We start from the raw sequence: 13,644 nt of genomic DNA, 5'->3' as shown, positions 1-13,644 counted from the left end.
GTGAAGCATGGGCAACGATCCTCGGTTACGGCGTTTTGCCGATTGCCATGACCCCTTCTGGCCACGGGTGGAACTGAACAGGCTGCGTGAGCGCCTGAACCTGCAGCGGCCTGTCAGTGAGGCTGTGCTGGAAGTGGCCGCACGCTGCGCTGCCATCGACGCTGCACGCGAATTCGCGCGCTGGCGCGCGGTGTTGCGAGAACGGGGCTACAAGCGCCTCGAGGATGTGGCCGGGCATGACCACGGGCGTGCATTGCGGGTGTGCTATATCCGCTTTGTCGAAGCCGCGGTCATGCATTACCTGGGCTCGACCGCCTACCTGCCCGCCGCACACCGAGGGGCTGCCCATGACTGAAAAATCTGTTGTCGACAGCCTGGCCCCGGCGCTGGTGGAGTTGCTGGGCGTGGATGGCAATGTCCTGTTCGCTGCGCTGCTGGGGGCTTTGCTGGTGAGTGCGGCGCGCGACCGCTTGATCACCAACACGGCCAGGCGCCTGACGCTGGGCAAGAAACTCTTGCTGGTGTTCGTGACCGTGGGGGTTGGCCACCTGTTCGAGCCGCTGGTTTCGTCACTGGTACCCTTGCTGAGCCGTGGCATGGCGGGGTTCGTGGCTGCCGTGGTGGTGATCCCCATCAGCCTCAAGGTGATGGTCTGGCTGGATACGCTGGACCCGCGCGAACTCATCCAGCGCTGGCGCCGCCGGGGCTAGCCGCTGGCGGCATTGGGCGAGCGACTGGTCAGCGCGTTCAATTGCCGCTCAAGCTGCTGGATGCGTTGCTTGTCCTGAACCAGCAGGAGAACGGCTTGGCGATCGGCAAGCGACAGGGTGCGCAGGCGCGCGAGCATGTCCTGTTCCCAGCCTTCGTCGTCCAGGCCTGCGCGATGTCGTTCGGGTTCACCCAGCAGAAGCCAGTCCAGTGAGCATGCATACTGCCTGGCGATGTCTATGCAAAGTGAATAAGGAATGCTGTCGCGCACCTTCCAGCTGCTCAATGTCTGCGGGCTGATCGAGAGCGCTCTGGACAGCTCGGCGTCAGATTCCGTAGCGGTCAGAAGCTTCAGCCTGGTCAGCACCGAAGCAAGTACGTGGGTACTCATAACTAATATCCATGACTGGTTTAATGATATTCCATGGGCTTAAACTACTCGTTATGAATACAGCCCTGCGTTTTAAGGAGCATTCCTGCAATGAGAAGCATCAAACTGAAGAATACACCTATATATGCAGCCAATACTGACAAAACCGGACGACTATTCTCACAGAAGGTAAGCCCGAACAATGCTTGCAGGTACTTGCCGTGAGTACATACAAGCTGGTTTGCCCGCATTGCCACAGCCGGATGCGTATACGCACCAGTGAAGGGCGTCATATTTTCCTGCGGATCGCCTATTTGCAATGCACCAACGAGGCGTGTGGCTGGTCGGTGCGTGCCGAGTTCGAGATGACCCATGAGCTCTCGCCCAGCGGCATGCCCAACCCGGAAGTGTACCTGCCTTCGGCCAACGGTGATTTACGCAAGGCAGCGCTGCCGGGGGCCGTCCAGGACAATCCTGGTGAATAAGCCTTGATGCTCACGGATAAAAGCGTGCAGATAAAAAAACACCCCGCATAAGCGGGGTGTCTTGTTTTGCCGGGGCGATCAGCCGATCAGTTGCAGGCCGGCTTGCTGGACCATTTCCAGCAGCGGTTGCGGGTACACGCCCAGCACGAAGGCGAGAATGGCGATGGCCAGCAGCATGACGCCGCCGGTGCGCTGTTCCCATTTCAGCGGGGCGTCGTGGCGACGCAGGTTCGGCTCGACCAGGTACAGGGTGACCATGACGCGCAGGTAGTAGTAGACGCCGATGGCGCTACCGATCACCAGGGCACCGACCAGCCACCACAGGTGCGACTCGACGCCAGTGGCGATGATGTAGAACTTGCCGATGAAGCCGGCGGTCAGCGGGATACCCGCCAGCGACAGCATCATCACGGTCAGTACCGCAGTCAGGTACGGACGGCGCCAGAACAGGCCACGGTACTCGTACAGTGCATCGGCGTCACGGCCGCCGTAAGGCGAGGACATCAGGGTGATGACACCGAAGGCGCCCAGGCTGGTGATCACGTAGGTGACCAGGTACACGCCCATGGCTTCCAGGGCCAGGCCCTTGCTGGCGACCAGGGCGATGACCAGGTAACCGAAGTGGGCGATGGACGAGTAACCGAGCAGGCGCTTGAGGTTGCTCTGGGTCAGTGCCAGCAGGTTGCCGATCAGGATCGAGGCCACGGCAATGACCGCCAGTACGGTGCTCAGCGCGCCGCTGCTGGCAGCAGGGGAGAGCATGAACAGACGCACGACAACGGCGAACACCGCAACCTTGCTGGCGGTTGCCAGGAAGGCGGCGACCGGTGCCGGGGCGCCTTCGTACACGTCCGGGGTCCACAGGTGGAACGGTACCAGCGACAGTTTGAAGGCCAGGCCGACCAGCATCATGCCCAGGCCCAGCTGGGCCACCAGGCTTGGCATGCTGGTGGCGGCCAGGGCCTTGCCGATCTGGTCGAAGCTCAGGCTGCCGGCGTCGGCGTACAGCAAGGCCATGCCGAACAGCAGGAAGGCCGAGCCTGCGGCCGACAGCACCATGTACTTGATGCCGGCTTCCAGCGAGCGCTTGTTGAAGAAGGCATACGCCACCAGGCCATAGACCGGTACCGACAGCAGCTCCAGGCCGATGAACAGGCCGGCCAGGTGGTTGGCGCTGACCAGCACCAGGCCACCGAGGGCCGACATCAGCAGCAGCAGGTACAGTTCTTCACGGTTGCCCGGGAAACCCTTGGAGCCTTCGCCGAGGTAGGCGTGGGCAAGGGTGACGCAGGCTAGCGTCGCCACCAGGATGATCGCCATGTACAGGCAGGCGAACTTGTCGATGGTGATCAGCGGGGTGACCGCCAGCGGCGCAACCTTCAGCGCCGGCAGGATCGACAGCAGGGCCAGGTTGAGGCCCACGGTGGACAGCAGGAAGGTCTGCGAGTGGTTGCGCTTCCAGGCGATCGCCAGCATCACCACCACCGTGGTGATGGTGGTGATCAGCATCGGCGCCAATGCGATGAAGTGTTGAGTGGTGAATTCCATAGCGCTCTTACCGGGCCGAAGCGAGTTGAGTGAAAGCGGAACCGAGCCACTGCTGCACACCACTCATGGTGGCGGCAGAGGTGTCGAGGAACGGCTGCGGATACACGCCCAGCAGGATCAGCAGTACCGCCAGACCCAGGACCATGATCAGTTCGCGTCCGTCCATGCCGGCCAGCACGGTGTCGGTCTTGGCCGGGCCGAAGTAGGCGCGGTGGATCATGATCAGCGAGTACACCGAACCGAACACCAGGCCAGTGGTGGCGATCACGGTGATCCAAGGCACGCTGGCGAAGCTGCCGATCAGGATCAGGAACTCGCCGACGAAGTTGCCGGTACCGGGCAGGCCCAGGGAGGCGGCGGCGAAGAACAGGCTGATGGCCGGCAGGTAGGCGATGCGGTGCCACAGGCCACCCATCTGGCGCATGTCACGGGTGTGCAGGCGCTCGTACAGCTGGCCGGCCAGGATGAACAGCGCGGCAGCGGACAGGCCGTGGGCCAGCATCTGGATCACCGCGCCTTGCAGGGCCTGCTGGCTGCCGGAATAGATACCGATCAGCACGAAGCCCATGTGCGAAACGCTGGAGAAGGCGACCAGGCGCTTGATGTCGGTTTGCGCAAAGGCCAGGAAGGCACCGTAGAAGATACCGATCAGGCCCAGGGTCATGGCGATTGGCGCGAACTCGGCCGAGGCGTTCGGGAACAGCGGCAGGGCGAAGCGCAGCAGGCCGTAGGCCGCAGTCTTCAGCAAGATACCGGCCAGGTCCACGGAGCCTGCGGTCGGTGCCTGGGCGTGAGCGTCAGGCAGCCAGGAGTGGAACGGCACCACCGGCAGCTTCACCGCGAAGGCGATGAAGAAGCCCAGCATCAGCAGGTACTCGGTACCGGCTGGCAGTTCGGCCTTGAGCAGGTCGCTGTAGTTGAAGGTGATCACGCCGGTGTTGGTGTAGTTGACCAGCACCAGGCCGAGGATCGCCACCAGCATGATCAGGCCGCTGGCCTGGGTGAAGATGAAGAACTTGGTCGCCGCGTAGATCCGGGTCTTCTTGCCGTCCGACGAGCTGTGACCCCAGAGCGCGATGAGGAAGTACATCGGCACCAGCATCATTTCCCAGAAGAAGAAGAACAGGAACAGGTCCAGGGCCAGGAACACACCGACCACGCCGCCGAGGATCCACATCAGGTTGAGGTGGAAGAAGCCGACGTGACGCTGGATCTCTTTCCAGGAGCACAGTACCGACAGCACACCGAGCAGGCCGGTGAGCAGGATCATCAGCAGCGACAGGCCGTCGAGGGCCAGGTGGATGCTGATGCCGAAGCGCTGGATCCACTGGACTTTGTATTCCAGGGCCCAGGCAGGCTCGGCGCCCGGAGCGGGGGCCAGGGTGTAGTCGCCGTTACCCCACAGCCACAGGCCGATGCCGAGCAGCAGGGACATGGTCAGCAGCGCGATCCAGCGCGGCAGGGTGGCGCCGAAGCGCTCACCCAGCCAGCACAGGAAGCCGCCGATGAAGGGGATCAGGATCAGCCAAGGCAAAATCATGACGGGTTCGTTTCCTTTTGCAGGGTCGCAAGGTTCACAAGGTTCATGGTCATACCGCGGCCACTACCACAGCGCCGAGTACCAGCACTGCGCCAACGGCGATCGAAGCGGTGTACCAGCGCAGCTGGCCGGTCTCGGTCTTGCTCATGGCGACGTGGCCGCCGCGAGCCAGGCGAGGAATCAGGCCGATGCTGCGGTCAACCGGGTCCTTGCGCAGGATGTGGCTGATCAGCAGGTAAGGTTTGACGAACAGCTTGTCGTAGATCCAGTCGAAGCCCCAGGCGGCGAACCACCAGGCCGACAGGACACGACCGATACCGCTGTTGGCGACGGCGCTGACGAAGCGGCGCTTGCCAAGGAACAGCAGGGCCGACAGCAGGATACCGGCGATGGCGATGGCGCCCGAAGTGAGCTCCAGCGCGTGCTTGGCTTCGCCACCGGCGTGGCCGGCGCTTTCAGGCAGCACACCTGCCAGCGGCGGGGTGATCCAGGCGCCGACGAAGGTCGACAGCACGATCAGCACGCCCAGCGGCAGCCAGTGGCTGATGCCGTGGCCAGCGTGGGCTTCGGTCTTGGCTTCGCCGTGGAAGGCGATGAAGATCAGGCGGAAGGTGTACAGCGAGGTCATGAACGCACCGACCAGGCCGGCGTACAGCAGGCCGGTGTTGCCGCTGGCGAAGGCTTCCCAGAGGATCTCGTCCTTGGAGTAGAAGCCCACGGTCACGATCGGCAGGGCAGCCAGGGCAGCACCACCGACCACGAAGCTGGCGTAGGCCAGCGGCAGTTTCTTCCACAGGCCGCCCATCTTGAAGATGTCCTGCTCGTGGTGGCAGGCAACGATCACCGCACCGGAGGCAAGGAACAGCAGGGCCTTGAAGAAGGCGTGGGTCATCAGGTGGAAGATCGCCGCGTCCCAGGCGCCAACGCCAAGGGCCAGGAACATGTAGCCGATCTGGCTCATGGTCGAGTAGGCGAGGATACGCTTGATGTCGGTCTGCACCAGCGCGGCGAAGCCGGCCAGTACCAAGGTCACGCCACCGACCACGCCTACCAGGTGCAGGATGTCCGGCGCCAGCAGGAACAGGCCGTTGGTACGGGCGATCAGGTACACGCCCGCGGTCACCATGGTTGCCGCGTGGATCAGCGCGGAGACCGGAGTAGGGCCGGCCATCGCGTCGGCCAGCCAGGTCTGCAGTGGCAGCTGGGCCGATTTACCGACCGCACCACCCAGCAGCATCAGGGTTGCCAGCACCATCCAGGTGTCGCCAGCCTGGAACTTCTGCGGTGCCAGCACCAGCAGTTCCTGCACGTTCAGGGTGCCCAGCTGGACGAACAGGATGAACAGGCCGATGGCCATGAACACGTCGCCGATACGGGTGACGATGAATGCCTTGAGTGCCGCGTTACCGTTGTTGCGGTTGCTGTAGTAGAAACCGATCAACAGGTAGGAGCACAGGCCCACGCCTTCCCAGCCGAAGTAGATGAACAGCAGGTTGTCGCCCAGCACCAGGAACAGCATGCTGGCGATGAACAGATTGGTGTACGCGAAGAAGCGCGAGTAACCGGCTTCGCCACGCATGTACCAGGAAGCGAACAGGTGGATCAGGAAGCCGACACCGGTGACCACGCCGAGCATGGTGACCGACAGGCCGTCCAGGTACAGGGTGAAGTTCGGCGCAAAGCCGTCCACCGACATCCACTGCCACAGCAGCTGGCTGTACGCGCCGCCCTCAGGCGGGGCGACGTTGAATTGCCAGATGACGTAGGCGGCGGTGGCGGCCGAAAGGCCTACCGAGCCGACGCCGATCAGGGCGGACAGGTTCTCCGAGAACCGCCCGCGCGAGAACGACAGCAGCAGGAAGCCGACGAGGGGGAAGACGAAAGTCAGGAAGAGAAGGTTCATCCGCGCATCTCACTGGCAGCATCGATGTCGAGAGTGTGGAAGCGGCGATACAGCTGCAGCAGGATGGCCAGGCCAATACTGGCCTCGGCGGCTGCCAGGCTGATCACCAGAATGAACATCACCTGGCCGTCGGGCTGGACCCAACGGGCACCGGCGACGACGAACGCCAGGGCAGAGGCGTTCATCATGACTTCCAGGCTCATGAGCACGAAGAGGATGTTGCGGCGGACCATCAGGCCAACCAGACCTAAGCAGAACAGGATGCCGGCGACTGCCAGACCATGCTCGAGAGGGATAGCACCCATGATTTACTCCTTCGCCTCGTTGCGGCCCAGGTGGAAGGCGGTGACGGCCGCGGCCAGCAGCAGCATCGAAGCCAGTTCGACCACCAGCAGGTAAGGGCCGAACAGGCTGATGCCGACTTCTTTCGGGCCCACGGTGGTGCCGCTGATGCCGGCGCCGCTCGGGGTGACGAACAGCACGTACAGCAGCTCCAGCAGCAGCAGGGCGGCGAGGATCACCGGCCCGGCCCAGATACCGGGCTTGAGCCAGCCCCGTTCCTGGGCGACCGAAGCCGGCCCGAGGTTGAGCATCATCACCACGAACACGAACAGCACCATGATGGCGCCGGCGTAGGCGATCACTTCCAGGGCGCCGGCGAACGGCGCACCCAGGGCGAAGAAGATCATGGCCACGGAAATCAGCGAAATGATCAGGTAAAGCAAGGCGTGCACGGGGTTGGTGCCGGTCACCACCCGAAGGGTGGAGACCACGGCGATCCCGGATGCGAAGTAGAAAGCGAATTCCATCTTTCTGTCCTTATGGGAGCAAGCTCTTCACGTTGATCGGCTCGGCTTCGTTCTGTGCAGAGCCCTTCGGCTTGCCAGCGATTGCCATGCCGGCAACACGGTAGAAGTTGTAGTCAGGGTTCTTGCCGGGGCCGGAGATCAGCAGATCTTCTTTCTCGTACACCAGGTCCTGACGCTTGAACTCGGCCATTTCGAAATCCGGAGTCAGCTGGATCGCGGTGGTCGGGCACGCTTCTTCACACAGGCCGCAGAAGATGCAGCGCGAGAAGTTGATGCGGAAGAACTCCGGGTACCAGCGGCCGTCCTCGGTCTCGGCCTTCTGCAGCGAGATGCAGCCGACCGGGCAGGCCACCGCGCAGAGGTTGCACGCTACGCAGCGCTCCTCGCCATCGGGGTCGCGGGTGAGGACGATGCGGCCGCGGTAGCGCGGCGGCAGGTACACGGGTTCTTCGGGGTACTGCAGGGTGTCGCGCTTGCGGAACCCGTGGGAGAACACCATTGCCAGGCTGCGCAGCTGGGTGCCGGTGCCCTTAACGATGTCGCCGATATACTTGAACATGGGTCAAATCCTCACTGGGCCGCGACGGCTGGCGTGTTGTAGAGCACGATCGCAGCGGTCACCAGCAAATTGATCAGGGTCAGCGGCAGGCAGAACTTCCAGCTGAAGTCCATCACCTGGTCATAGCGTGGGCGCGGGATCGAGGCGCGCAGCAGGATGAACAGCATGATGAAGAACGCGGTCTTCAGCGCGAACCACAGGAACGACAGTTGCGGCAGGATGCCGAACGGGCCGTGCCAGCCGCCGAAGAACAGGGTTACCAGCAGCGCCGAGATGAGGATGATGCCGATGTACTCACCGACGAAGAACATGCCCCATTTCATGCCGGCATACTCGATGTGGTAGCCGTCGGCCAGTTCCTGTTCCGCTTCGGGCTGGTCGAACGGGTGACGGTGAGTCACGGCGACGCCAGCGATGAAGAAGGTGCAGAAGCCGAAGAACTGCGGAATGATGAACCACAGGTTCTGGGCCTGGTATTCAACGATGTCGCGCATGTTGAACGAACCCACCTGCACCACCACGCCCATCAGCGCCAGGCCCAGGAACACTTCGTACGACACGGTCTGTGCCGAGGCACGCAAGCTGCCCAGCAGGGCGTACTTGTTGTTCGACGACCAGCCGGCGAACAGCACCGCGTAGACCGACAGGCCGGCCATGGCGAAGAAGAACAGCAGGCCGATGTTCAGGTCGGCGACGCCCCAGGTCGGGGTGATCGGGATGACCACGAAGGCGATCAGCAGGGCGCTCATGGCCACTACCGGTGCCAGGGTGAAGATCACGCGGTCGACGAAGGGCGGGTTCCAGTCTTCCTTGAAGAACATCTTCAGCATGTCTGCAGCGATCTGGAACATGCCGAACGGGCCGACGCGGTTCGGACCGTAACGGTCCTGCCACCAGCCCAGCAGGCGGCGCTCGACGAAGCTGAGCAGCGCGCCGCATACCACCACCGCCAGCAGGACCACGATGGCCCGCAGTACGGTCAGGATCACATCGATCACTTCGGGGGTGAACCAGCTCATTGTGCTGCCTCCTGCAGACCTTCGACGGATGCACCGAAGATGGCAGGCGGAATGCCGGCCAGGCCTTTCGGCAACGCGACCAGGCCAGCGCCCAGCTCTTCATTGATACGCAGCGGCAGGCGCAGGGTCACACCGGCAACGTTCAGGCTCAGCAGGGCACCGTCGTTGACGCCCAGGCGGTCGGCTTCGGACTTGGCCAGGGCCACGTAGGCTGCCGGGATGCGCTCTTGCACCGGGGCGGCGCGCGAGGAGCTTTCTTCGCTGCCGAACAGGTGGAAGAACGGTACGGCAGTCCAGGTGCCACGGGCCGGGTTGAAGGCGCCCGGAATGGTATTGAACCAGTGCAGGCGGTCGCCTTGCGGTTCGATCAGGCGTACGCCCGGGTCACCGGCACGCAGGTGGCCACCGACCTCGTCCTGGAACTTGTTCCAGGCTTGCGGCGAGTTCCAGCCCGGCGACCAGGCGAACGGCACCTGCTGGCGCGGTTCGGCCGAACCCGAATAGCCTTCCATGGAGAAGGCGAACGCGGTGTCCTTGTCTTGCGGGGTACGCGGTTCGTGCACGCTGATGTTGGCGCGCATGGCGGTACGGCCGGAGTAGCGCAGCGGCTCACGGGCCAGTTTCATGCCCTTGATGCGGAACGCGGCGCTTGGCGCGGCGTTGACGATACCGGCCAGTTGCGGGGCGGCTTCGGCGCAGGCGCTGGTGACGTGATCCAGCTGGGTCCAGTCGACCGGCTTGTTCAGCAGGGTGGCACGCAGGGCGTGCATCCAGCGCCAGCCTTCGTGGATCTGGATGCTGCTGTCCAGGTATTGCGGGTCGAAGACCTGGAAGAAGCGCTGGGCACGGCCTTCCTGGCTGACCAGGGTACCGTCGCCTTCGGCGAACGAGGCGGCCGGCAGCACCAGGTGGGCGCGGTCGACAGTCGGGGTTTTCGAGTGGTCGGCAACGATCACTACCTTGGCCGCGGCCAGGGCTGCATCGACCTTGGCGGCCGGTACGCGGGCGTACAGGTCGTTTTCCAGCACGACGATGGCGTCGGCCTTGCCGCTGATGACCGCGTCCAGCGCGGCATCGACCGACTCGCCACCGAGCATGGCCAGGCCGAGGCTGTTGGCTTCAGGCACCACCAGGCTCAGCGAGCCGTTCTTCTCGCGCAGTTTCAGCGCCTTGGCGATGTTGGCGGCGGCTTCGATCAGCGCCGGGTCGGCCAGCGAAGTACCGGCTACGACCAGTGGGCGCTTGGCCGCGACCAGGGCGTCGGCGATGCGCTGGGCCAGGGCTTTCGCTTCGGCGTCCAGGCCTCCGACGGCAGGGGCGCTCGGGTCGATGGCGTGGGCCACGGCAAAACCGATGCGGGCCAGGTCGGCCGGGGCGGCGTGCACGCATTCTTCGGCGACGTCGTCCAGCTTGGTTTCAGCCAGCGAAGCGATGAACAGCGGGTACAGCGCGTGCTGGCCGATGTTCTTCACGGCGGCGTCGAGCCACGGCTGCACCTTCATCGCTTCGGCCATGGCCTCGGCCTTGCCCTTGGTGGCCTGGCGCACGGCCAGGGCGACGCGGGCAGCGGTCTGGGTCAGGTCTTCACCGAGCACGAACACGGCGTCGTGGTCTTCGATGTCGCGCAGGGTCGGGACCGGCAGCGGGCTGTTGTTCAGCACGTTCAGGGCCAGGCGTACGCGGGCCAGTTCGCCGGCTTCCATACCCGAGTAGAAGTACTCGGCACCGACCAGCTCACGCAGGCCGTAGTTGCTTTCCAGGCTGGCGCGTGGCGAGCCGATACCGACGATGGTACGGCCGCGCAGCAGGTCGGCGGCCTTGTCCAGGGCGGCGTCCAGGCCCAGCTTGGTGCCGTCGGCCAGGTGTGGCTGGCGTGGGCGATCCTTGCGGTTGACGTAGCCATAGCCGAAGCGGCCACGGTCGCACAGGAAGTACTGGTTTACCGAGCCGTTGAAGCGGTTTTCCACCCGACGCAGTTCGCCGTAGCGCTCGCCCGGGCTGATGTTGCAGCCGCTGGAGCAGCCGTGGCAGATGCTCGGGGCAAACTGCATGTCCCACTTGCGGTTGTAGCGCTCGGAGTGGGTCTTGTCGGTGAACACGCCGGTCGGGCAGACCTCGGTCAGGTTGCCGGAGAATTCGCTTTCCAGCACGCCGTCTTCGACGCGGCCGAAGTACACGTTGTCGTGGGCGCCGTAAACGCCCAGGTCGGTACCACCGGCATAGTCCTTGTAGTAGCGCACGCAGCGGTAGCAGGCGATGCAGCGGTTCATCTCATGGGCGATGAACGGGCCGAGGTCCTGGTTCTGGTGGGTACGCTTGGTGAAACGGTAGCGGCGCTCGTTGTGGCCGGTCATTACCGTCATGTCCTGCAGGTGGCAGTGACCGCCTTCCTCGCACACCGGGCAGTCGTGCGGGTGGTTGGTCATCAGCCATTCGACGACGCTGGCGCGGAACGCCTTGGACTCTTCATCGTCGATGGAGATCCAGGTGCCGTCGGAGGCAGGGGTCATGCAGGACATGACGATACGACCGCGGGTGTCGTTCTCGTCGGTGTACTGCTTGACCGCGCACTGCCGGCAGGCGCCAACGCTACCAAGCGCCGGGTGCCAGCAGAAATAAGGGATGTCGAGGCCGAGCGACAGACAGGCCTGTAACAGGTTGTCTGCACCGTTGACTTCGAGCGCTTTGCCGTCTACGTGGATAGTGGCCATTGTTCAAAGTTCTTCGTTGGCCCGCGTGAGCGGGCGTGGCTAATGGAAATCGGTGAGCTTGCGACACGCCACGATTTCTCGGGCCTGCCGGCAAGCTGGCGAGTGGCACGGACCACCCGCCTTAATCATCTTGTTATGCGCCGACCACGATCGGCTTCGCCAGGTTCGGACGCAGCGCATCGCCGGCACCAGCTGGAGCGACACCTGCCTCGAATTCCGAGCGGAAGTATTTGATGGCACTGCCCAGCGGCTCGACGGCACCTGGTGCGTGAGCACAGAAGGTACGGCCAGGGCCGAGGAAGTTGACCAGGCCCAGGAGCGTCTCGATGTCTTCGGCGCGGCCCTGGCCTTTTTCCAGTGCGCGCAGCATCTTCACGCTCCACGGCAGGCCGTCACGGCATGGAGTGCACCAGCCGCACGATTCGCGGGCGAAGAACTCTTCCATGTTGCGCAGCAGCGAAACCATGTTGATGCTGTCGTCCACCGCCATTGCCAGACCGGTACCCATACGGGTGCCGACCTTGGCGATGCCGCCGGCGTACATCTGCGCGTCGAGGTGCTCGGGCAGCAGGAAGCCGGTACCGGCGCCACCTGGCTGCCAGCACTTGAGCTTGAAGCCGTCGCGCATGCCGCCGGCGTAGTCTTCGAACAGTTCGCGGGCGGTGACGCCGAAAGGCAGTTCCCACAGGCCCGGGTTCTTCACCTTGCCGGAGAAGCCCATCAGCTTGGTGCCATGGTCTTCGCTGCCTTCACGGGCCAGCGACTTGTACCAGTCGTTGCCGTTGGCGACGATGGCCGGGACGTTGCACAGGGTTTCGACGTTGTTCACGCAAGTCGGCTTGCCCCACACGCCCACGGCGGCAGGGAAGGGCGGCTTGGAGCGCGGGTTGGCGCGGCGGCCTTCCAGCGAGTTGATCAGTGCGGTTTCTTCACCGCAGATGTAGCGGCCGGCACCGGTGTGCACGAACAGCTCGAAATCGAAACCGCTGCCGAGGATGTTCTTGCCCAGCAGGCCGGCGGCCTTGGCTTCCTCGATGGCGCGGTTCAGGTTCTTCGCTGCGGTGGTGTATTCGCCACGCAGGAAGATGTAGCCACGGTAGGCCTTCAGGGCGCGGGCGCTGATCAGCATACCCTCGACCAGCAGATGGGGCTGTTGCTCCATCAGCATGCGGTCTTTCCAGGTATTCGGCTCCATTTCGTCCGCGTTGCACAGCAGGTAGCGGATGTTCATGGATTCGTCTTTGGGCATCAGGCCCCACTTCACGCCAGTGGGGAAGCCTGCACCACCGCGGCCCTTGAGGCCGGAGTCCTTGACGCTTTGCACGATGTCGTCGGCCGACATCTGCGCCAGCGCCTTGCGGGCGGCAGCGTAGCCGTTCTTCGATTCGTACTCGGCAAGCCAGACCGGCTCGCCGTCGTCACGCAGGCGCCAGGTCAGCGGGTGGGTTTCGGCCGTGCGCGCGATGCGGTTGGCCGGGCCGAAGGAAGTAATGGTCATACGTAACCCTCCAGCAATTTGGAAACGCCAGCCGGCTGTACGTCACCGAAGGTGTCGTCGTCGATCATCAGCGCCGGGGCCTTGTCGCAGTTGCCCAGGCAGCATACCGGCAGCAGGGTGAAGCGGCCGTCGGCGGTGGTCTGGCCCAGGCCGATGCCCAGTTCGCTTTGAATCTGGCTGACCACGGATTCATGGCCGCCGATGTAGCAGACCATGCTGTCGCACACGCGGATGATGTGGCGGCCGACGGGCTGACGGAAGATCTGGCTGTAGAAGGTGGCGACACCTTCGACGTCGCTGGCCGGGATGCCCAGTACTTCGCCGATGGCGTGGATGGCGCCGTCCGGCACCCAGCCACGTTCCTTCTGGACGATCTTCAGGGCTTCGATGGACGCCGCGCGCGGGTCCTCGTAGTGATGCATTTCGTGCTCGATGGCCGAGCGCTCGGTTTCGCTCAGGGCGAAACGGTCTGTCTGGATAAGCGTGCTGTTCAT

Annotated in this window: 14 protein-coding genes; 3 read left to right on the top strand and 11 right to left on the bottom strand. The window is 63.8% G+C overall.

The window, feature by feature from the left end:
• The first annotated feature begins 7 nt into the window (after positions 1-7).
• Positions 8-355, top strand: a complete 348-nt coding sequence (locus E5221_RS18765; protein ID WP_061551104.1) for a head completion/stabilization protein — start codon at positions 8-10, stop codon at positions 353-355.
• Positions 348-710 (top strand): hypothetical protein, encoded by a 363-nt coding sequence (locus E5221_RS18760; protein WP_015271057.1) that lies wholly within the window; start codon positions 348-350, stop codon positions 708-710. Before E5221_RS18765 ends, E5221_RS18760 begins: the two co-directional genes overlap by 8 nt.
• Here the strand turns inward: E5221_RS18760 and E5221_RS18755 are convergent.
• Positions 707-1,099, bottom strand: a complete 393-nt coding sequence (locus E5221_RS18755) for a helix-turn-helix domain-containing protein (protein WP_182328456.1) — start codon at positions 1,097-1,099, stop codon at positions 707-709. The two genes, E5221_RS18760 and E5221_RS18755, sit on opposite strands and share 4 nt — an antisense overlap.
• A 200-nt stretch (positions 1,100-1,299) precedes the next feature.
• On the opposite strand from E5221_RS18755, the gene E5221_RS18750 reads away from it, so the two are divergent.
• On the top strand, positions 1,300-1,563 hold the full coding sequence (locus tag E5221_RS18750) for an ogr/Delta-like zinc finger family protein (protein ID WP_023662582.1): 264 nt from the start codon (positions 1,300-1,302) through the stop codon (positions 1,561-1,563).
• Positions 1,564-1,641: 78 nt separating this feature from the next.
• Here the strand turns inward: E5221_RS18750 and nuoN are convergent, their stop codons facing one another.
• From nuoN to nuoE, 10 genes are all read right to left on the bottom strand, one after another.
• Positions 1,642-3,111 (bottom strand): NADH-quinone oxidoreductase subunit NuoN, encoded by a 1,470-nt coding sequence (gene nuoN, locus E5221_RS18745; protein ID WP_013973390.1) that lies wholly within the window; start codon positions 3,109-3,111, stop codon positions 1,642-1,644.
• A gap of 7 nt (positions 3,112-3,118) precedes the next feature.
• A complete protein-coding gene (nuoM, locus tag E5221_RS18740) occupies positions 3,119-4,651 on the bottom strand; it encodes an NADH-quinone oxidoreductase subunit M (protein WP_015271056.1) in 1,533 nt (510 codons plus the stop codon).
• A gap of 49 nt (positions 4,652-4,700) precedes the next feature.
• The gene (gene nuoL / locus E5221_RS18735) at positions 4,701-6,554 is read right to left on the bottom strand and encodes an NADH-quinone oxidoreductase subunit L (RefSeq protein ID WP_025339925.1); all 1,854 of its coding nucleotides are present in this window, start codon (positions 6,552-6,554) and stop codon (positions 4,701-4,703) included.
• Complete coding sequence (gene nuoK, locus E5221_RS18730; protein ID WP_003251446.1) at positions 6,551-6,859, bottom strand: NADH-quinone oxidoreductase subunit NuoK; 309 nt, start codon at positions 6,857-6,859, stop codon at positions 6,551-6,553. The genes nuoL and nuoK overlap by 4 nt, the downstream gene beginning before the upstream one ends.
• A gap of 3 nt (positions 6,860-6,862) precedes the next feature.
• The gene (nuoJ, locus tag E5221_RS18725) at positions 6,863-7,363 is read right to left on the bottom strand and encodes an NADH-quinone oxidoreductase subunit J (protein ID WP_003261007.1); all 501 of its coding nucleotides are present in this window, start codon (positions 7,361-7,363) and stop codon (positions 6,863-6,865) included.
• Between the two features lie 10 nt (positions 7,364-7,373).
• Complete coding sequence (gene nuoI, locus E5221_RS18720; protein WP_003251442.1) at positions 7,374-7,922, bottom strand: NADH-quinone oxidoreductase subunit NuoI; 549 nt, start codon at positions 7,920-7,922, stop codon at positions 7,374-7,376.
• A gap of 11 nt (positions 7,923-7,933) precedes the next feature.
• The gene (gene nuoH, locus E5221_RS18715; protein ID WP_003251440.1) at positions 7,934-8,941 is read right to left on the bottom strand and encodes an NADH-quinone oxidoreductase subunit NuoH; all 1,008 of its coding nucleotides are present in this window, start codon (positions 8,939-8,941) and stop codon (positions 7,934-7,936) included.
• Positions 8,938-11,652, bottom strand: coding sequence for an NADH-quinone oxidoreductase subunit NuoG (nuoG, locus tag E5221_RS18710; protein ID WP_247846228.1), 2,715 nt, complete (start codon positions 11,650-11,652; stop codon positions 8,938-8,940). Before nuoG ends, nuoH begins: the two co-directional genes overlap by 4 nt.
• A gap of 133 nt (positions 11,653-11,785) precedes the next feature.
• Positions 11,786-13,150 carry an NADH-quinone oxidoreductase subunit NuoF gene (gene nuoF, locus E5221_RS18705; RefSeq protein ID WP_025339923.1) on the bottom strand — a complete coding sequence of 455 codons (1,365 nt, stop codon included), beginning with the start codon at positions 13,148-13,150 and terminating at the stop codon, positions 11,786-11,788.
• Positions 13,147-13,644: an NADH-quinone oxidoreductase subunit NuoE gene (gene nuoE, locus E5221_RS18700; protein WP_003251433.1), complete on the bottom strand. Its 498-nt coding sequence runs from the start codon at positions 13,642-13,644 to the stop codon at positions 13,147-13,149. Before nuoE ends, nuoF begins: the two co-directional genes overlap by 4 nt.

It is taken from the genome of Pseudomonas sp. A2 (assembly GCF_023100865.1).
Taxonomy (GTDB): Bacteria; Pseudomonadota; Gammaproteobacteria; order Pseudomonadales; family Pseudomonadaceae; genus Aquipseudomonas; species Aquipseudomonas asiatica.
Note: the sequence above shows the minus strand (reverse complement) of the source record. Positions and strands in the feature narration are given on the sequence as shown.

Bases quoted from the DNA above. Each gene is read 5' to 3' on its own strand.
- nuoJ (WP_003261007.1), bottom strand. From the start codon at position 7,363: ATGGAATTCGCTTTCTACTTCGCATCCGGGATCGCCGTGGTCTCCACC.
- nuoL (WP_025339925.1), bottom strand. From the start codon at position 6,554: ATGAACCTTCTCTTCCTGACTTTCGTCTTCCCCCTCGTCGGCTTCCTG.
- nuoK (WP_003251446.1), bottom strand. From the start codon at position 6,859: ATGGGTGCTATCCCTCTCGAGCATGGTCTGGCAGTCGCCGGCATCCTG.
- nuoE (WP_003251433.1), bottom strand. From the start codon at position 13,644: ATGAACAGCACGCTTATCCAGACAGACCGTTTCGCCCTGAGCGAAACC.
- E5221_RS18765 (WP_061551104.1), top strand. From the start codon at position 8: ATGGGCAACGATCCTCGGTTACGGCGTTTTGCCGATTGCCATGACCCC.
- E5221_RS18755 (WP_182328456.1), bottom strand. From the start codon at position 1,099: ATGAGTACCCACGTACTTGCTTCGGTGCTGACCAGGCTGAAGCTTCTG.
- E5221_RS18760 (WP_015271057.1), top strand. From the start codon at position 348: ATGACTGAAAAATCTGTTGTCGACAGCCTGGCCCCGGCGCTGGTGGAG.
- nuoM (WP_015271056.1), bottom strand. From the start codon at position 4,651: ATGATTTTGCCTTGGCTGATCCTGATCCCCTTCATCGGCGGCTTCCTG.
- nuoG (WP_247846228.1), bottom strand. From the start codon at position 11,652: ATGGCCACTATCCACGTAGACGGCAAAGCGCTCGAAGTCAACGGTGCA.
- nuoI (WP_003251442.1), bottom strand. From the start codon at position 7,922: ATGTTCAAGTATATCGGCGACATCGTTAAGGGCACCGGCACCCAGCTG.
- nuoF (WP_025339923.1), bottom strand. From the start codon at position 13,150: ATGACCATTACTTCCTTCGGCCCGGCCAACCGCATCGCGCGCACGGCC.
- nuoH (WP_003251440.1), bottom strand. From the start codon at position 8,941: ATGAGCTGGTTCACCCCCGAAGTGATCGATGTGATCCTGACCGTACTG.
- nuoN (WP_013973390.1), bottom strand. From the start codon at position 3,111: ATGGAATTCACCACTCAACACTTCATCGCATTGGCGCCGATGCTGATC.